Consider the following 19,432-nt stretch of genomic DNA (forward strand, 5'->3'; position numbering starts at 1 on the left):
GAAAGAACAGGAAATGCAGGCAGAGCGGAAAGAACAGGAAATGCAAGCAGGGCAGATCGATCAAGAAATGCCGGTAAATCGGAAAGAACAGGAAATACGGGAAATTCAAGAAGAGGCGAAAGAACAGAAAATTTTGGAAGATCAAGAAGTACAGGAAGAACAAGAAATGAGGGCAGATCTGGTAGAAGAAGTAGATAAGAAAAACGTGAAGAGTAGGTAGTTAATAGTTGTAGGAATAATCTTATAAAGTGATTTTGGGAAGGTCTTTTCCCTTAAAAATTAAATAAATAGGTGATTTTATGACGCAGAATGGATTTCGAGAGGAAAAAGAAGTACACAATTTAGAGGAATTGAAAGCCCTTATTGAAGAGGCAAAAGAGTTTATTCCGTATGGAAAAGTAGCCAATTATATTCCTGCTCTTGCAAAGGCAAATAAAAAGGATTTATCGTTGGCTGTGTTTTTGCCTGATGGAAGACATTTTGAGGCTGGAAATACGAGCATTCGTTTTACTTTGCAAAGTATTTCGAAGGTAATTTCGCTAGCTTTAGTTTTAATGGATCGTGGAGAAGATTATGTATTTGAGCGAGTAGGGATGGAGCCTACAGGGGATCCGTTTAACTCAATTGCAAAATTAGAAGTTAGGTCTGCTGGAAAGCCGTTAAATCCAATGATTAATGCGGGTGCTTTGGCAGTTACAAGTATGATTAAAGGTCATAGTATAAAAGATCGCTTTCAACGACTTTTAAACTTTATGAGAGTTTTAACAGATAATAAAGATCTTTCTTATTCGAAAGAAGTTGCTACATCTGAATTTGAAACAGCGCACTTGAATAGATCGCTTTGCTACTTTATGAAAGAGCATGGAATTATTACTGAAGATGTTGAATTGTTATTAGATTTATATACAAAACAATGTTCAATCGAAATAAACTGTTTAGAAATGGCGAGAATAGGACTTATTTTCGCGCTTGATGGTTGGGATCCAATTTCTAAAACGCAGCTTATACCTGAAAAAATCGCAAAGATTTGTAACACTTTTATGGTTACTTGTGGGATGTATAATGCATCGGGTGAGTTTGCGATTAAAGTTGGAATTCCTGCTAAAAGTGGTGTTTCTGGCGGTGTTATGGGTGCGGTACCTCGCCGATTTGGAATTGGTGTTTATGGCCCGTCACTTGATGAAAAAGGAAATAGTATAGCCGGTATAAAATTATTAGAGTTACTGGCTTCACGATATAATTTGAGTATTTTTTAAATATAGAGGGCTGTCCATAAGTCAGGTTAATTGACGGGTGGGCAAGCTCTTTTTTATGTTGATGCGGGGTATCTCGTCAGTATTATTCATTTGTGAGGGGGGTTACTGCTACTCTTTATAGTAAACTAGCATATTTTTATCGTTTTTTATCCGATTAGAGAATACTTAGAGCGATTTTGCTATTATTCCAGTTGAAATTTAGCTATTTCTGCCTGGTAATTACGTTTTAATACCTGTACTACTATAGGTATTCTTCTAACTTATTTGCGATTCTTGGGATTTTAATTGCAGTTTTGCTATTTTTATTTGCGATTCTCTAATTTTAATTGCAGTTCTGCTGTTTTTATTTGCGATTTTCGAAATTTAATTGCAGTTCGCTGTTTATTTGCAGCTATTCCTCATTTAATTGCACAGTTAGCTCCCTTATTTGCGGACTACTATCACTTATTTGCAGTACTGACTTAATTGTAGTTTTATCACGTTCCTCATTTTAGTGATAAAGTCCCAATCCTCTTTTAATTTCTCTCCTTAGTCCTGCTATTCCATAATCAACCACAAATAATGAGGTCTTTAGTTTCCCTTTTTTCGAATATTTTGTGTATAGTAAGGGTAGACGCAAAAAAGGGAGATAGGAAAATGGACTCACTATTATTACTTTTTATTTTAGGAATCGGTGCAGCAGTAGTTGGAACATTAGCAGGTGGCGGGGGATTAATTACACTCCCAATGATGATTTTTCTTGGCATTCCTATTCAAACGGGTATTGCCACAAATAAGTTTGCCTCAGGTCTAGGGTCGTTTAGTAGTATTCTTTATACAATTAAAAAGAAAGATTTTAAGGCTTCAGTCATTTTTCAATTTATATTAGTTTCTTTCATTGGTGGGGGAATTGGTGCATATGTAACGAGTATGTTAGATGAACATGTAATGAATATTGTGGCATTAGTCTTATTAACTGGTTCATTATGGTTAACTTTTGCCAGTAAAAAGTGGAACTATGAAACTACGAATAAAAGTGGTGTTGAAAAGCAAACATTGCTAGATAGGGGCATCTTAACGGGAATTGGTATTTATGATGGGGGCTTTGGTCCAGGTTCTTCAACATTTGCAATCTTGTATTTTATTAAAAAAGGGTTTACTTATGTTAATGCAGTTCAGTTGGCTAGAGTATTAAATTTTGGGAGTTGTTTATCAGCATTTATTATATTTTATATGACAGGTCACTTCCAATGGAAAATTGCTGTGACGATGGCTGCTGCTTCAATTGTAGGTAATCAAGTAGGATTAAGATTTGCGGAATTTGTTCCAATGAAGTTAGCTAGAATTCTATTAATTTCAGTTTCTGTTTTATTAATTGTTCAAGTAAGTTTAAAGTTATTTGTATAAAAGAATCAAGGTCTGTGGATGTTTCCGCAGACCTTTTATCATTTTACTTAAAGGTAATTTCTACCACTCAATAGAATAGCTTAATTAATCAATAATTTAAGAGGTGATTGTAGTGAATCTAAAGGAATATCAATGGGTGAAAGAAAATCGTGAAGCATTATTAAATTTTTGTAGTGAATTAAAGCAAGAGGATTTTACTAGAAAATTAGATGGGTTCGGTTTCCAAAGTGTTAGAGAAACATTACTACATATGGCTGAATGTTATATTGCATGGGTTGGATCCTTTATATTATTGAAAACGAAAAAGCCAATTACGCCAAAGGAAAACGTTGTAAATCTTAGTCTTGATGATATTAAATCAAGATTTGAACAAGCTGACCTATTCGTGAGTGAATTATTGGATATGAAACTTGATCAATTAAATAAACCAATTGTAAGAAAGATTCCTTGGAGAGATCAAAATGAAGAAATATCTATCACACCGATAAAATTACTAGTACATGCAATCACACATGAATATCATCATAAAGGACAAATTGTCTCGATGGCTCGACAGATGGGGTATATTCCACCTAATACCGATGTTTTAGGTACAGAGGATTAAGGGGGCATAAAATGAATTTGAGGTTGGCAGAAATAAAAGATATTGAGCAGTTAATTAAGATGAGATGGGACTTTACTTTGGAAGATTATGAGACTGGAAGAATTAAAGAGAGCGAATACAATGACTTTTACAGTGAATGTCGTGATTTTTTACTAAATGCAATAAACAGTAAACAGTGGTATATATGGGTTGCTGAAATAGAAGATATAATTGTTTCCCATATTTATATTGAACTTATTCAAAAAGTACCCCGACCTGGTAGAGTGACTAATCCTTTTGCTTTCATGACGAATGTATATACATTAAAGGACTATCGAGGGAAGGAGATTGGAGGAAAATTAATCTCCAAAGTGAATAAATGGGTAAGTGAAATGAAGTTCGAATTTGTTATTGTTTGGCCAAGTGAGCAATGAGTTAATTTTTATAAGCGGAACGGTTATAATCAATGTAATGAAGCAATGGAGTATTTTCCAAATTTTAGATAAATAATCTAACTTAATACATAGGAGAATGATTTATGAATCAATTAGATACAGCTTATATAGACACTCCGTTAGGTACATTGAGGATCGTTGGAAATGCAAAAGGAGTGTCATATATAGATTTTGTCAAAGAAGACAATGATGATATTCAAAAAATAGTACCTCCTTCTTTAAAGGATGCTGCAAATGAGCTGATTGAATATTTTAATGGATCTAGGAAGGAATTTAGTATTCAATCAATTGCAAAAGGTACTCCTTTTCAAGAAAGTGTGTGGAGGGAACTAGTTAAAATTAAATATGGAGAAACTGCTTCATATGCGGATATTGCTAGTCGTATAGGGAATCCGAAGGCAGTAAGAGCTGTTGCGAATGCAAATGCAAGAAATCCATTAAGTATCATCGTTCCATGCCATCGTATTATTGGGTCAAATGATAAGCTAACTGGTTATGCTGGTGGACTGTGGAGGAAAGAATGGCTTTTAAATAGAGAGCAGGGAAGAGAGACGTTTAACTTGTAAAAAAAGAGCAGGAATAATGGAAGTGTTAGGAGTGGAAATCACTCCAACTTCATTATTCTTGCTCTTTTTTATTCTTTTTGGTCGTTATCGTTGTTAATGTTTATTTCGATATTTGTTTCAATGTCGTCATCAATAATCTTATCTGCGAATTTTGCTTTTTTCCTTAAATTGATGATCCTAGATATATTAACAATCACTACTTTACAAATTGCATAGGTTGGCACAGCTAAAACCATACCAAGTACACCAGCAAAGTTACCAGCGAATAATAATAATAAAATAATCGTTAAAGGATGAATATTTAACTTTTTCCCCATGATATATGGTGAGATTAAATTTGAATCAATTTGTTGAACTATTACAATGATTAATACAACGAATAACGCTAATTTTGGAGAAACTAAAGCCGCAACGATCACTGCAGGAGCTCCACCGATAAACGGGCCAAAGTATGGGATAATATTTGTAATAGCAGCTACTAACGCCAAAATTAGGGCATTATGTAATCCGATAATACTATATCCAATAAATGTTCCAATTCCAACGAAAATACAAACAATCGTTTGACCTTGAATGTAAGATGCTAATGTTTCGCCTGTTTCATTTGCAATATGAATTGCTTCTTTTCTTAAGCTTTGCGGTAAAAAACGCGACATCGCAGCTGGAAACTTATGACCATCTTTGAACATATAGAACAGTATAAATGGAACTGTTAATATGATTAACGTTACATTACTTAAAATATTGAAAAACGCACCAATTCCACCAGTTATGCCACCGATAAATACTAGGGCATAGTCTGCGACTTTCTTTTCTAAATCTTTAATTTCAACGTAATTTTGACTTCCTAACCATTTCTCTAATAGACCAATCTTATTTGTTGCTTCATTTACAATTGTTGGCATATTATTTACTAAATCTTTAAATTGATCAGTTAAGGTTGGGAATACATTAATGATAGATACTACAGCAATTAGGATTAATCCGAGATAGAGAAGAAGAATGCCTATTGAACGAGGCACTTTTTTACGCTCTAAAAAATCAACTATTGGTGCGAATAGGAAATATAGAAAGACTGAAACAAGTATTGGCGCGAATAAAGTACTAACTAAAATGCCAATTGGTTGAAATAAGAATGATATTTTTGTTCCAACGAATAAGACTAAGAATAATAATAGTAATTCGATCGTCCAAAATAATAACTTAGAGTTTTTATACAATTAATATCCTCCCACTATATTTTAATTAAAAAACTATGTATAAATACCATATTATAACAAAAAGAGATGCTTGTAAAAGCATCTCTCGGTGGATAAAATTAAAAATTTAATTGAAGTACATTTTACTGATTTGGTTCAGTTATTGTTTGCATTGTACCTGTTTTATGCTTGTTGCCACTGTAGAAACGGAATAAATCACCGTAAACAATATTATCTGAAAGTGTTAGTTCTTTTTTAGCTTTATCAATTAATAGTTTCGCTTCTTGATCAGGAACTTCTACTTTTTCAGCAGTTAATCGATTATAAAATTCATTAGAGCCAGCTACATAATAATATTTACTTGTAACGAAGCTTCCATCACGGAAAACAATGAATTCCGAATAATCTGGGCTAAATAAATCTTTACCAAATTCAATATCTGATTTTGTATCAACGCCTAACAGATGAAGAATCGTAGGTTTTACATCAATTTGACCAGCAACCTTTGAGATTGTTTGACCTTGTTTTTGCATAGGTAAATGAATAATAAATGGTGTACGTTGTAAATCCATATGGTCATATGGAGTAATTTCGTCTTTACCTAAGAACTGAGCCATTGCACGATTGTGGTTTTCAGAAATACCATAATGATCACCATACATTACAAGAATTGTATTATCATATAGACCTGATTTTTTCAAACCTTCAACAAAGTGTTTAATTGATTCATCCATATATCGTACTGTCGTTACATAACGATCAAGTGTCTCGTCACCAGAATTATATTGATCAATGTATTGATCTTGAGGATCAAGTACGAAAGGATAGTGGTTTGATAAAGTTAAGAATCTAGTATAAAACGGTTGTTTCACTTGTGATAAAAGAGGAAGTGATTGTTGAAAGAAATCTTCATCCTTTAATCCCCAGTTTACCGAGTTTTCATCGGTAATATTATAATCTACTTCATTAAAGTAGCGATCGTAACCTAAAGAAGGGTACATTACATTTCGATTCCAAAAGCTTTTATTATTTGCATGGAATACAGCTGAATAATATCCTTGATCTTTTAAAATTTCAGGTGTAGCCATATATTCGTTATTTGCATGTGTAAAATAGACAGCACCGCGGTCTAATGGATATAAAGAGTTATCAATAATGAACTCCGCATCAGATGTTTTTCCTTGGCCGGTTTGGTGATAGAAGTGGTCAAAATAATAACTTTCTTTAATGTATTTATTTAAAAATGGAGTTATTTCTTTCCCATTAACCTTTGCGCCAATTGTGAAATTTTGCATTGATTCTAAAGAAATAACAATAACATTTTTTCCTTTATATTTACCGAAAAGCTTGGCATTTGCTTTTGCGCCGTTACTATTTACATAGTTTTCAATTTCAGTTAATTTACTGCTATCCGCAAAGGCCTTTTGTGTTGAAGTCTTTGTTTGAAGTGATAAATCATAACCTTGGTACACATATAATCCAAGATTTTTTACAAGCATTTCACGATCAAACGAACGAGTAAGTAATTCGGGTCTTTCCATTTCAGCTAAACCTAAGTTTAAAACTGCAATTGCAATCGTAATTAAATAGTAAGTTGACTTCATAAATGAAGGTACTCGACCAGTGTTTGAAAATTTAGGAAATTTCTTTGAGATTAAATATAGGATAAGAATATCAATAAACATAAAAAGAATTTTAAAGCTTGCTAGTTCTTTTACGCTTGATCCTAAATCACCCATATTACTAGTTTGGAACAGCACTGGTAATGTTATGAAGTCGTTAAAGAATCCGTAAAATAAAACGTTTCCACATAATAGCAAGGTTAAAATGAAATTAATCAAAAGCGCGATCGTATTACGTTTTTTCCCTTTGAAAAAAAGTGCGATCCCTACAAGGAATAATGAGGATGCCAAAGGGCTAATAAATAATATTACATTTTGAAAGACGGTATCAATTTTTAAATCGAATCCAAACAGAGTAACAATATACGTTTTTAGCCAAACTACTAACGCAACTAGTAATACGAAACGTACACGTGAAAATGTTGCTTTAATTGAAGTAGGCATAGTCCTAATCCCCCTTAAATACAAAACAAACTAGCGGTCATTCACTAGCTTTTCTTTAAATATGCATCTCTTTAAAGTCGTCAAAATTTATCGTACTCCGTTTAATTTTAAAAATCAATAGGAAATACGATTTCATTATGTAAATCTGTTCGACAAAATATTCTAACTTCTTATAAAATAAAAAGAAATAGGTTACTAGTAAACCTATTTCTTTTCATCTTATGGACAACTATCTTATTCTATGCTTCTTAATAATAACTTTTTTAACATTGGTTTTAATTGTAGTCTTAAATCTTCTGCATTTGAAGCGATTAAGTAATGGTGCTGATAAATATTTTTCATTAATTGTGAAGTTTCTTCTTGATGTTCTTCTTCCTCAATGAATGTACCGATTACCTCAATTCCAAGTTTTCTAGCTTGTTTAACTGCTTCATGCGTATCGATAATCCCATCTTGGAAATAATCTAATGCTGAAGGTTCGCCGTCTGTAAATACGAGTAAAAACTTATGCTTTTCCGAACGTTTAGCTAGTTCTTCTGAAACAATTCGAATCATTAAGCCGTCACGATTGTCCTCTTCTTCTTGAAGCTGCATGATATTTGGACCTACAGAAGGTGATAAAGAGCTTGAAAACGGAATGACTTGATGTAAAATATTTGGTTTGTTTTCTTTTGTAGCATTTGAAGCATCCTCCCAAAAGCCGCTAATGCTATGAGAGATTTTTAATTGTTTTAATGTTTCATGGAATAAAATGACGCTTTTTTTCACTTCATCCATTTTATTAAACATCGATCCCGAGCAATCTACTAGTAAGTAAAATACAGCATCTAATTCTTTCGATTCAGTTTGTTTTTTATAAAACATTTTAGGATTTTCATCTGTGAAAAGTCGAATCCATTTTTTATTTAACCTACCATAGTATTTATCAGTAGGTGCATTTTGTTTATTTTCTAATGATTTTTCAATCGTTTTTCTTAGTTCTTTAACATCTTTAGATACCATTGAAGACAATGTAGAATACTGTTTCTTTTCAGTAACTGTTTGCCCAATTGCTTCTTTATATTTAATAGAAACATTACTATTGTATTTACCAAAAGGATTTTGCTGCGCAGAGGATGAATTCGTAGCCTCATATGAATCAGTTTGTTTTGACTTTTTATTCTCTCCTTGTTTAGAGGAACCAAATGCATTTGCAATTGCCTGATCGCCGGCCTCTTCTTCTCGTGCAAAATTTGCTTTAATAGAAGTTTTTGTACCACTTTCAACTTCAAATCGTAAAAAATTATCATCTGTTTCATTATTTTTACTTTCTCTATGCCAGGTTGATAATCTTTCATCTTCGCTATTTCTTTCATCAAGACCCTCTTGTTGGTCGTCATTTTGAAGCTCTTTTACCTTACTATTACATGAAGCTAATTCGTTAATTTTATTTAACGGTAAATAGCCAAAATATGTGTGAATCATATCTTCCTTATATTGTGAGAGTAATCTCTGCTTCACTCTAAATACAATAGAAGAAATATCACTTGTTTTCTTCGCTTCAAACACTTGGAAGAGGATGGGTAAAATATCCTCTAGTTGTTCATTCGTTTGATAAGTTAATTGAGTAGAAGTAAGTGAAAGATAAATTAAACAAAACAACTGATCTAAATGGAAATTACGCATTTCATTTGCTTTGAATTGTGATTGAAAATAATGTCTATATATTTTTTTTCTCGTAGAAAATAATTGTCTTGTACCTGGTCTTTGATGAATAATCAACTCTTCAAGTCGGATATCCTCAAGAAGGACAAACAATTGTGTGAAAAAACTTTTTAAATGAGTTTCTTGTAATTCCTTTAATGTATCTTTGAATTCACTAAAATCTGAGTAATGTTTATTACCTAAAGCTTTTAAGTAAACATCTGATTTCAAACCTTGTAACTGTGTATTATGCTCTTGTGTATCCCAAAAATGACTTACAGTAAATTTTTGTTCTTCATCGTCGTAATACGCCTGAAAATCAAATTCTAAAAATGAACTACGATCTTTCGAAAGAGAAATTGATAAATTTTCCATTTGAAGAAAAGTAGAAGCGTCGATTTTTTTATTGTTAAAAATGATTTGTTTCATATGTTAATCATCACTCATTTCAAGAAAGAAAATAACTTTCAGCTAGTTCTCTAACAGTCTCGCGCTCAATGTCATCACTTAATTTAGCGATAATTGTGCGTTCAATTGCTCGAAGCACTGGTATATGAACAGATAAATCACATGCGTCAAGAACACCGCGAATACTTGCTGCATCTTCACTAATTCTGCCTTCACTTGCTAATGGAATTAAATCACTTGAAAAGTTTGTGAATTTCTTCAGTAGTTCTTCATCTTTTAGCTCAGATTCATCTTTTAATAACTGAAGTAATGATTCCCCATTAATATATGGAACATCTATGATAATGAAGCGATTTTTTAAAGCTTCATTTAATTCGCTTGTTCCTACATATCCTTCATTTATTGCGGCGATTACTCTAAAGTTTTCGTCACCTTTTACTACTTCTTGAGTAAATGGATTTGTAATCATTTTTCGATAATCAAGTGCACCATGTAGTAATGGTAATGTTTCTGGTTTAGCCATGTTAATTTCATCAATATATAAAATATGACCTTTTTTCATTGCTTTCATTAAAGGTCCATCGATGAATACTACTTCAGATCCGTTCGTATTAGAGGCAATTGTGTTGTATCCAACTATACCTTCTAAATCTAAATCGACTGAACAGTTTATGCTGTGCATCGGTTGATAAAGCAATTTTGAAAGAGTCTCTGCTAAAACCGTTTTACCACTTCCTGTTGGACCTTTTAATAATATATTTTTACCAAGTAGAAGGGCAGTAATAGCATCTTCTAAAATCGTTTTATCTTGAGAAACATATTGTTTTGTTCCGATTAATAATTGCTCTTCTTTTAGAACTTTTTGAATTTGTTCATTATATATTAAATTTAATTTTTCATTAATCGAACTAGAAAGATTTAGTTTTGTATTCATAAATTACTCCTTTATATAAACATTGTTCAATTGGACTATTCATTTGTGTATTAACCATAGTATTATCGCATATTTGAATTGTGAATGTCTTGTCCACATATTTTTAAGATTTTGCTAATACAGTTACTATCTTTTGAGTATAACAGTTTGTCGTTTAACAGGAAAGTTTTCAGAGTGAATTACTATATATATGAAGCAACTGTAATTTAGTGGAAAGAATTAAGTGTTTATATGAGTTAACTTTTTAACCACTTTGTTCAATGTTTCACAATATGTTCATAATACAAAGGATTGTTTCGGTTCATCGTATGTTAAATTAGATATGTAATCTGTTATATACTTAATTAACTTTCTGTATTATATGCAGAAGAGGAGGAGTAATACGATGGAACAATGGAGACAATTTGAAACTGGACGATGGGAACAAACGATTGATGTAAGGGACTTTATTCAAAAAAATGTTAAATCTTATGTTGGGGATGACTCTTTTCTTTTAGGCCCAACAGATGCAACTAACAAACTATGGGATCTAGTACTTAAATTATCTAAAGAAGAACGCGAAAATGGCGGAGTTTTAGATATGGATACGAAAATTGTATCTACGATTACTTCACACGAACCAGGATACTTAGAGAAAGAATTAGAGCAAATTGTTGGATTCCAAACAGATAAACCGTTTAAAAGATCATTACAACCATTTGGTGGAATTCGAATGGCTGAAGCATCATGCGAGTCTTATGGATATAAGGTTGATGATGAAATAAGTAAAATATTTACAGAATATCGAAAAACACATAATCAAGGCGTATTTGATGCCTATACATCAGAAATGAAAGCAGCAAGACGTTCGGGTGTGATTACTGGTCTACCTGATGCTTACGGTCGTGGAAGAATTATTGGTGACTATAGAAGGGTAGCGTTATATGGTGTAGATCGACTGATCAACGATAAAATTGATACTTTAAATAAAACAACAAGTGTTATGTCAGAAGAAGTAATAAGGGATCGTGAAGAACTAAATGAACAAATCCGTGCATTAAATGAATTAAAACAAATGGCAACAAAACATGGGTTTGATATTGCTAGACCTGCGACAAACGCAAAAGAAGCTTTCCAATGGTTATATTTTGGCTATTTAGCAGCAATAAAAGAACAAAATGGAGCAGCTATGAGCTTAGGGCGAGTTTCAACATTTTTGGATATTTATATAGAAAGAGATCTTGAAGAATGTACTTTAACTGAACAAGACGCACAAGAATTAGTCGATCATTTTGTAATGAAACTGAGATTAGTCAAGTTTGCTCGTACGCCTGATTATAATGAATTATTTTCTGGCGATCCTACTTGGGTAACAGAGTCAATCGGTGGAATAGGAATAGATGGTCGTCCACTTGTAACAAAGAACTCATTCCGTTTTTTAAATACTTTAGATAACCTAGGACCAGCTCCAGAACCTAACTTAACTGTCCTTTGGTCATCAAAACTACCAGTCGGATTTAAACAATATTGCGCAAAAATGTCAATTAAAACTAGCTCAATTCAATATGAAAATGATGATATCATGCGTCCGGAATATGGTGATGATTATGGCATTGCATGTTGCGTTTCCGCTATGACAATCGGTAAGCAAATGCAATTCTTTGGTGCACGTGCAAATCTTGCTAAAGCATTGTTATATGCGATTAATGGTGGTAAAGATGAAAAGTCAAAAGCTCAGGTAGCACCTATGTATGCTCCAATTACATCTGAGTATCTTGACTATGAAGAAGTAAAAATTAAGTTCGACGTTTTATTAGATTGGTTAGCAGGCTTATATGTTAACACATTAAATTGTATCCACTTTATGCATGATAAATATAGCTATGAACGAATTGAAATGGCGTTACATGATGCAAATATAAAACGTACAATGGCAACAGGTATTGCAGGATTATCAGTTTGTGCTGATTCATTATCAGCTATCAAGCATGCAAATGTTAAAACAATTCGCGATGAGAATGGAATCGTTGTTGATTTTGAAATTGAGGGAGAGTATCCAAAATACGGGAACAACAATGATCTTGTAGATGATATTGCTGTAGAACTTGTTGAAAGCTTTATGGCAAAAGTAAGAAAGCATAAAACATATCGTAATTCAATTCATACAACATCAGTGTTAACGATTACGTCTAATGTTGTTTATGGTAAAAAGACGGGTAATACACCAGACGGAAGAAAAGCAGGTGAACCATTTGCTCCAGGTGCCAATCCGTTACATGGACGAGATACAAATGGAGCGCTAGCATCATTAAGTTCTGTAGCGAAATTACCTTACGAGGATGCACAAGATGGAATTTCAAATACTTTTTCAATCGTTCCAAAAGCTTTAGGTAAGGACGAGAGTACACAAATATTAAACTTAGTAGCAATGTTAGATGGATATACGGAAAAAGGTGGCCATCACTTAAACGTAAATGTGTTCAATCGAGAAACATTAATGGATGCGATGGAACATCCTGAAGAATATCCGCAATTAACGATAAGAGTCTCAGGTTATGCAGTTAACTTCATAAAACTAACTAGGGAACAACAAATTGACGTAATAAATAGAACTTTCCACGGTTCTATGTAAAAATCACTGTGTTTAAAGCCTAGTGGGGGACATACTTCTCTAGGCTTTAATGTTTTTTGGTAAGTAAGGAAAAAATTAGTTCAGAGGAGAATGACAATGGTTTCAGGAAATATACATTCAATAGAAACTTGTGGAACTGTCGATGGACCAGGTCTTAGATATGTAATCTTTACTCAAGGATGTTTATTAAGATGTCAATATTGTCATAACGCAGATACGTGGAAAATTGGAGCAGGTAAAGAAATGTCAGTTGATCAAGTAATAAAGGATATCAAGACCTATATCCCATTTATGAGATCATCTGGAGGTGGGGTTACGGTTAGTGGTGGAGAACCATTATTACAATTAGACTTTCTATTAGAACTGTTTAAATCTTGTAGAAAAAATGGGATTCATACAACGATTGATACATCTGGTGGATGTTTCAGTACTGATCCAAACTTTCTATTAAAATTAGACGAAGTATTAGAATACACTGATTTAGTTTTATTAGATTTAAAGCATTTTGATGGAAAAAAACATATAAAACTTACGGGAAAATCAAATGAGCAGATTAAATGCTTTGCTAAATACTTGGACAATAGAAATATCCCGGTTTGGATTAGACATGTATTAGTTCCTGGAATCACCGACTCTGAAGTTGATCTAATAAAACTAGGTGGCTTTATAAAGACTTTAAGTAACGTGGAAAAAGTAGAAATTTTACCATATCATCAATTAGGAGTCTATAAATGGGAAGCATTAGGATTAAAATATCCCTTAAAAGATATTCAACCACCATCAAATGAAAGTGTTAATCAGGCTTATCAACTATTAACTCAAAAGAAAGAATTGCAAACTTGTTAATAAGACTAATTACTTTGAACTGTCCTTTAAATGTTAGTAGGCGTCTAACATTTAAAGGACAGTTTATTTTAGAAGCTTTTTATGATTATTTAGACGATTGACTAAAATAAATTTGAGGTTAGTGAATATAATGAAAAATAGTTATTTATAGTTTCTTATTTTAAAAGGGTGAATTTTTATGAAGGAGTTTCGATTTTCTTGGTATGTTTTACTAGATGATCAGAATGGAATCGAAGGGGGATCTTTTGTTCGAGGAGAAAAAATTGAAGATGAAATGCATCGAATAAAAGAAAAACTTAGTAAGGAATATTATGTTAGACCGTCTTCGGTTTATATTATTGAATCAAGTGAAATTTAAATAAGATATTGTAAATTTTGCAAGATAGTTATACGGAGCATTACTCGTTATAAAATTATTCTAGAAAAACAAAAAAGGCTTCCTAAGAAAGCCTTTTTGAATAAAATTATTTGCCTATGCCATTAAAATTAGTATAACCTGCAGCACGATCAGCTCTTTTAAATTCTTTTGCATATAATACTTCTTGAGTAGAACTTAAATTACGTCTCGTTTTATCTTTTCGTTTATCCACAAAAAACACCTCGCTAAGTTATAAAATCCTTAGTAAGTCTCTCCATTTTTTGTGGCTGATATACTTAATTATGCTTCTTTTAAATGTGTAACTTCATGTTGTTGGTAATCTTCACGCATTGTATGCAATAAATAATTGTCTTTAGTAATTTCAAATAGATCGTAAATTTCTTCATTTTGATTTATTTCATCATATAGACATTTACGTGATTCATTTGCTAATGATGCGTATGGTAGTTTACTTGCAGCATAAAAAGAACGTTTATTCACTTTACGAATACGCATAAAAATAGAGTTGATTCCTAAATCGTGAAATAACTCATGGAAGAAAGCGTCTTTTGCTGGTTTATTATAACCCATTCCGTGAAAAGGTTTGCCTAACCAAGTTCCTAAAAAGCCATATCCATCTTCAATATCATGTAAAGAAATGTTACCAATAGGGTTACCCCACTCATCTAAGATTGTTCTTGATATCATTTTTCCTTGTTCTTCTAGTTCGATTGCTTGTTTTGTGATAAATAAGAATTCTTCGTACGAATTTGCTTTATGGCGCACAAAGGGAAAGACATCAGGATGCACCATAAGTTCAAAAAGTACAGAACAATCTTGTAAATCTCGCTGTTTCAGCATCTCTACTCCTCCTCATAATAAGGGTAGCGAAAGAAGGTTACGCCACCCGCGAAATTTTTGTGAGGACTAAAACAATAAAATTTAAAGTCCTGTGAAGTGCATTAACTATGAATAAATTATGAATAATTTTTTAATGCACCCTAAAATTTCGGGGTGGGAATCGAACCCACTAGGACCAGCGATTTACTGGTGGCTCACCATTTGCCTTTCCCGTTAAAATACTATATAAGAAAAGTGTTTTCACACTTTCTATTTAATTTACCGCAAACGTTCTTACTATACTATAATAAACGATTTTGTTCAAATTGCAAACTAAAATTATTCGATATTTTTATACACAATTCTACCATCTATGACAGTGAGTAATGGTTTAGCCATATAATGAAACGGATGATGGGACCATAATACTACATCACCATCTTTACCAATTTCTAAGCTACCAATTCTATGAGATAAATTAAGATTTTTTGCTGGATTAATCGTAATTGCTTTTAAAGCTTCGAGCTCAGGTAAACCTTCTCGAACTGCTATAGCTGCACATACATTTAAATACTGAATTGGCGTATAAGGGTGGTCAGTTGTAATTGAAACACTTACCCCAATATCAGCAAGAGCTTTGTATGTAGTCCAGGATTTATTTTTTAATTCGATTTTTGAACGTCTAGTTAATGTAGGACCAACAGATACTTGAAGGTTTCGATCCTTTAGTTGGTCAATAATTAAATGACCTTCTGTACAATGTTCAATTCGTATATCTAAGTTAAATTCTTCTCCAAAACGTATAGCTGATAAAATATCATCTGCACGATGAGCATGAATTCGTACTGGAATTTCTCTATTTAAAGCTTTAATAATTGGTAAAATTCGAAAGTCATCTGGGTTATGCGAGTTTTTAGCTTCATAGAATGCTTCACGAAGCATTCCCATAATACCCATTCTAGTAATTGATTCTTTATTCCCGTTACTATGAGTTCTTTTTGGATTTTCACCAAAAGCGATTTTCAATCCAGACGGTTCTTGAATAATCATTTTATCGACACTTTTACCATATGTTTTAATTGTACAAGTTGTTCCACCAATTACATTTCCACTACCAGGCATAATATGAGCTGTTGTAATTCCATGTTGGATTGCATCAGTAAAAGCAACATCAAGTGGCAATATTCCATCCATTGATCGAATATGTGGAGTCAATACTTCAATTGTTTCATTCGCATCATTTCCAGCCCAACCAGTTCCTTCGTCATATAGTCCTAAGTGAGTGTGTACATCAATAAAACCTGGAAATAGTGGTTTTCCTGCACATTCTATGACAATTGTTTGATCTTCAATCGAAAAAATCTCAGGTGCAATTTCTTTAATTTTCCCATTTTCAATTAACAAATCATGGTTATATAAAACTTGAGATGTAATGGGAAAAATGGTTGCATTTTTAAATAATAGATTCATGATAAATCCTTTCAAAAACTAATTTAAAGTTAACAGTAAAGCTTCTTTTAAAGTTGGGAATTGAAAGTTATAATTAGTTTGAATGGCTTTAGAAGGAATAACTTTTTGACCTTCTAAAACTAGCATACTCATTTCACCTAGTAATAATTGAAGGGCAAAATTAGGAACTTTCAATAGATTTGGTCGATGTAAAGCTGCTGAAAGGGATCTGCTAAACTCGTTCATTGTTACTGGATTAGGTGACACTAAATTGATTGGCCCTCTAATTTCGTTATTTTTTATCGAATGAAGAATTAGTCCAACAACATCCTTCTCATGAATCCAAGATATCCACTGGGTACCTTTTCCGATTGGACCACCCATAAACAATTTATAAGGCAAAATCATTTTTGGAAGTGCTCCACCATTTAACCCTAAAACAAGACCAAATCTAGCGAGAATAGTCCGAATTCCCAGTTCCTCAGCTTTTCTGGCAACAGTTTCCCATTCTCTTACAGTTGATGCTAAAAAATCATTTGAAATAGGCTTGTCATCTTCATTAAAAGTTATAGATCCCGAGGTTCCATAAAACCCTATTGCGCTAGCATTAATAAAAAGTTTTGGACGATGGGCTTGTCTTTCAAACCATGTAATTAGAATATTTGTAGATTTTATACGACTTTGTAAAATTTTGTCTTTTAATTGTTTAGTCCACCTACCGCTGTTTATTGATTCACCGGCTAAGTTAATGACTACATCAATGGACTCCCCAAAAGAATTCGAGGTTAATTGATCCCAATTAATATAAGTAATAAATGGATTAGATGATGTTCTTATATTTCTTGTGACAATATAACATTGAAATTCATGTCGAATAAATTCATTTATTAATTGAGATCCAATAAACCCTGTACCGCCTGTAAGAAGAATCTTCATCCACGCATCTCCTTAATACATAATATGATATTATTATTTTTATGTGTACATAAAAACAAAATTTATTTTGAGGTAAATTATGTCTATAATAACGAAAATTCAAGTTCAAAAATTAAATAAAGAACGATTTAATATTTATACAGATAGTGGGAATGGTGAAGAGTATTCATTTAGTGTAGATGCTGATACTCTTGTTAAATTTAACATAAAAAAAGGTCAATCATTTGAGCCATTTGAACTAGAAGAGATATTAAATGCCGATCAACTTAGAAAGGCATATCTATCTAGTATTGTTTATTTATCTAGAATGATGAGAACAAAAAAAGAAATAGAACAATATTTAACAAAGCAAGAATTCTTAATTGATACAATCCAAACTACAATTATCCGACTTGTAGAAGAAGGGTATATTAATGAAGAAAAATACGCTGAAAGCTATGTCCGCACGTCTATAAATACGACTTTAAAAGGACCAACAATCATTAAGAATGAACTACTAGCAAAAGGGATTCAAAATTCTGTAATAGAGAAAAGCTTAATTTTATTTTCAAAAGATAAACAAATTCAACATGCTATTTCACTCTGTCAAAAAAAGGTTTCTTCACTTTCGAAGTACTCAACAAATCAAAAAAAGGCAAAGCTTGAAGAACTACTGAGAAGAAAAGGATATTCTGCAAACATCACTTCGATTGCAATTGAAGAAACACAATATGAAAGTGAAGAAGATGATGAATTACAAACTCTTTTAATACATGCTAGAAAAGCGAAAAAGAAATATGATAAATTAAGTGGCTGGGAATATACTCAAAAAATGAAAACAGCATTATTTCGAAAAGGTTTCCCAATTGATTTAATTGAAAAAGCAATTTTAATTTTAGAAGAGGAAGAATACTAAAAAATTGGTTGTCTGTTATTAGCTTGATATAATAAAAATATCTAAATGATTTAGAGGAGACTTAAAATGGAAATTCCAAAACGATATAGTGACTTAACAAAAGATGAATTAGTTCAAGAAATCAGCAATTTGAATCATCAAGCTAGAAAAGCTGAACAAATGGATATGATCAATGAACTTGAAGTAATACTACGTAAAAAAACGATGGCTCAATCATATTTATTAGACGCAAGTCAATTTATTCCTGGCGAGCAATATGAATTAATTGAAGAACCAGGTGTATTATTTATGATCACATATATGAATGGTATTTTTGCTTGGGGTCATAAAAGTACTAGTGAGGAAGAAATAGGAATCCCAATCGCACTATTAAAGAAACCAGGGATGTAAAAACCCTGGTTAAATTTTCTATTCATCACGATTACTTTTTGCCATACGATCTCGCGGATTTGTATTAATGCTCCCATTTGGACGGATAGAAGCATTTTGTGATTTGTAATCTATATTACCATCAATAGCCATATCATGCTTTTGTTTTGAAAAACGTTCACTTTTTGTTGTCATCTTAAAACCCTCCTAGTGATTAAAACGAATTGATGAAACGAACCATCATCAATATGATGACCATTTTGAATTTAGATATGATGATAATAAATGTTTAAAAATTGGAAGGTGTAATTATATGGAGAAATATTTAGAGCAATTAACTGAGCTATTACTAAAAGAAAATAGTCATTTAACATACTCACAAGCAAAAATTTGGGTTGAATGGCTATGGGAAGATTTTGAAGCAACTTATGCTAAAGCTGGAGAATATCATGGAGAAAAAATGTCTAAAAAGGTTGTTCAACAATTTATATTCCAATATGGAAAATATTTGCATGAAACAGATATAAAAATTGCAAAGCCACCAGGATTAGAAATTATAGAAACGAAAGAGAAAGATAATCTTCTTCATTAA

Annotated in this window: 20 protein-coding genes and 1 pseudogene; 12 read left to right on the forward strand and 9 right to left on the reverse strand. The window is 32.3% G+C overall.

Features of this window, described 5'->3' with window-relative positions; genetic code table 11:
* From BM319_RS24745 to BM319_RS13720, 6 genes and pseudogenes are all read left to right on the forward strand, one after another.
* Positions 1 to 220: pseudogene (locus tag BM319_RS24745) on the forward strand (hypothetical protein); the annotation flags it as partial.
* Between the two features lie 79 nt (positions 221 to 299).
* The gene (gene glsA, locus BM319_RS13700; RefSeq protein WP_091023187.1) at positions 300 to 1,256 is read left to right on the forward strand and encodes a glutaminase A; all 957 of its coding nucleotides are present in this window, start codon (positions 300 to 302) and stop codon (positions 1,254 to 1,256) included.
* 636 nt (positions 1,257 to 1,892) lie between these two features.
* Complete coding sequence (locus BM319_RS13705; RefSeq protein ID WP_091023189.1) at positions 1,893 to 2,642, forward strand: sulfite exporter TauE/SafE family protein; 750 nt, start codon at positions 1,893 to 1,895, stop codon at positions 2,640 to 2,642.
* 112 nt (positions 2,643 to 2,754) lie between these two features.
* Complete coding sequence (locus BM319_RS13710) at positions 2,755 to 3,246, forward strand: DinB family protein (protein ID WP_091023191.1); 492 nt, start codon at positions 2,755 to 2,757, stop codon at positions 3,244 to 3,246.
* A gap of 11 nt (positions 3,247 to 3,257) precedes the next feature.
* Positions 3,258 to 3,659: a GNAT family N-acetyltransferase gene (locus BM319_RS13715; protein WP_286143763.1), complete on the forward strand. Its 402-nt coding sequence runs from the start codon at positions 3,258 to 3,260 to the stop codon at positions 3,657 to 3,659.
* Positions 3,660 to 3,763: 104 nt separating this feature from the next.
* Positions 3,764 to 4,246, forward strand: a complete 483-nt coding sequence (locus tag BM319_RS13720) for a methylated-DNA--[protein]-cysteine S-methyltransferase (RefSeq protein ID WP_091023193.1) — start codon at positions 3,764 to 3,766, stop codon at positions 4,244 to 4,246.
* Positions 4,247 to 4,314: 68 nt separating this feature from the next.
* Here BM319_RS13720 and BM319_RS13725 read toward each other — a convergent pair whose 3' ends face one another.
* From BM319_RS13725 to BM319_RS13740, 4 genes are all read right to left on the reverse strand, one after another.
* Positions 4,315 to 5,466 (reverse strand): AI-2E family transporter, encoded by a 1,152-nt coding sequence (locus BM319_RS13725; protein WP_091023195.1) that lies wholly within the window; start codon positions 5,464 to 5,466, stop codon positions 4,315 to 4,317.
* A gap of 122 nt (positions 5,467 to 5,588) precedes the next feature.
* Positions 5,589 to 7,511 carry an LTA synthase family protein gene (locus BM319_RS13730; RefSeq protein WP_069035256.1) on the reverse strand — a complete coding sequence of 641 codons (1,923 nt, stop codon included), beginning with the start codon at positions 7,509 to 7,511 and terminating at the stop codon, positions 5,589 to 5,591.
* Positions 7,512 to 7,745: 234 nt separating this feature from the next.
* Positions 7,746 to 9,623 (reverse strand): vWA domain-containing protein, encoded by a 1,878-nt coding sequence (locus BM319_RS13735; RefSeq protein WP_091023197.1) that lies wholly within the window; start codon positions 9,621 to 9,623, stop codon positions 7,746 to 7,748.
* A 19-nt stretch (positions 9,624 to 9,642) separates the two neighbouring features.
* Positions 9,643 to 10,536, reverse strand: coding sequence for an ATP-binding protein (locus tag BM319_RS13740; RefSeq protein WP_069035254.1), 894 nt, complete (start codon positions 10,534 to 10,536; stop codon positions 9,643 to 9,645).
* A 385-nt stretch (positions 10,537 to 10,921) separates the two neighbouring features.
* Here BM319_RS13740 and pflB point away from each other — a divergent pair, with 385 nt between their 5' ends.
* The 3 genes from pflB to BM319_RS13755 all read left to right on the forward strand — a co-directional run bounded on the left by pflB (position 10,922) and on the right by BM319_RS13755 (position 14,351).
* A complete protein-coding gene (pflB, locus tag BM319_RS13745; RefSeq protein WP_286143764.1) occupies positions 10,922 to 13,147 on the forward strand; it encodes a formate C-acetyltransferase in 2,226 nt (741 codons plus the stop codon).
* 96 nt (positions 13,148 to 13,243) lie between these two features.
* A complete protein-coding gene (gene pflA, locus BM319_RS13750) occupies positions 13,244 to 13,993 on the forward strand; it encodes a pyruvate formate-lyase-activating protein (protein WP_091023199.1) in 750 nt (249 codons plus the stop codon).
* Positions 13,994 to 14,171: 178 nt separating this feature from the next.
* The gene (locus BM319_RS13755) at positions 14,172 to 14,351 is read left to right on the forward strand and encodes a hypothetical protein (RefSeq protein WP_091023201.1); all 180 of its coding nucleotides are present in this window, start codon (positions 14,172 to 14,174) and stop codon (positions 14,349 to 14,351) included.
* Between the two features lie 106 nt (positions 14,352 to 14,457).
* On the opposite strand, the gene BM319_RS13760 is transcribed toward BM319_RS13755, so the two are convergent.
* From BM319_RS13760 to BM319_RS13775, 4 genes are all read right to left on the reverse strand, one after another.
* Positions 14,458 to 14,583, reverse strand: a complete 126-nt coding sequence (locus BM319_RS13760) for a YfhE family protein (RefSeq protein ID WP_069035250.1) — start codon at positions 14,581 to 14,583, stop codon at positions 14,458 to 14,460.
* 68 nt (positions 14,584 to 14,651) lie between these two features.
* Positions 14,652 to 15,212 (reverse strand): GNAT family N-acetyltransferase, encoded by a 561-nt coding sequence (locus BM319_RS13765; protein WP_025671591.1) that lies wholly within the window; start codon positions 15,210 to 15,212, stop codon positions 14,652 to 14,654.
* Between the two features lie 318 nt (positions 15,213 to 15,530).
* Positions 15,531 to 16,661: an amidohydrolase gene (locus tag BM319_RS13770; protein WP_091023203.1), complete on the reverse strand. Its 1,131-nt coding sequence runs from the start codon at positions 16,659 to 16,661 to the stop codon at positions 15,531 to 15,533.
* An 18-nt stretch (positions 16,662 to 16,679) separates the two neighbouring features.
* The gene (locus BM319_RS13775) at positions 16,680 to 17,576 is read right to left on the reverse strand and encodes a TIGR01777 family oxidoreductase (protein ID WP_069035249.1); all 897 of its coding nucleotides are present in this window, start codon (positions 17,574 to 17,576) and stop codon (positions 16,680 to 16,682) included.
* 79 nt (positions 17,577 to 17,655) lie between these two features.
* Here BM319_RS13775 and recX point away from each other — a divergent pair, with 79 nt between their 5' ends.
* Together recX and BM319_RS13785 are read left to right on the forward strand one after the other, a co-directional pair.
* Positions 17,656 to 18,471, forward strand: a complete 816-nt coding sequence (gene recX / locus BM319_RS13780; RefSeq protein WP_069035248.1) for a recombination regulator RecX — start codon at positions 17,656 to 17,658, stop codon at positions 18,469 to 18,471.
* A 66-nt stretch (positions 18,472 to 18,537) separates the two neighbouring features.
* Positions 18,538 to 18,861, forward strand: coding sequence for a YfhH family protein (locus BM319_RS13785; protein WP_069035247.1), 324 nt, complete (start codon positions 18,538 to 18,540; stop codon positions 18,859 to 18,861).
* Positions 18,862 to 18,879: 18 nt separating this feature from the next.
* Here BM319_RS13785 and sspK read toward each other — a convergent pair whose 3' ends face one another.
* A complete protein-coding gene (gene sspK, locus BM319_RS13790) occupies positions 18,880 to 19,035 on the reverse strand; it encodes a small acid-soluble spore protein K (RefSeq protein WP_084007022.1) in 156 nt (51 codons plus the stop codon).
* A 118-nt stretch (positions 19,036 to 19,153) separates the two neighbouring features.
* On the opposite strand from sspK, the gene BM319_RS13795 reads away from it, so the two are divergent.
* Entirely contained in the window at positions 19,154 to 19,432 is a 279-nt protein-coding gene (locus tag BM319_RS13795; protein WP_069035246.1) for a YfhJ family protein, read from the forward strand.

Source organism: Bacillus sp. UNCCL81 (assembly GCF_900112535.1).
Classification (GTDB): domain Bacteria; phylum Bacillota; class Bacilli; order Bacillales; family Bacillaceae_G; genus Gottfriedia; species Gottfriedia luciferensis_B.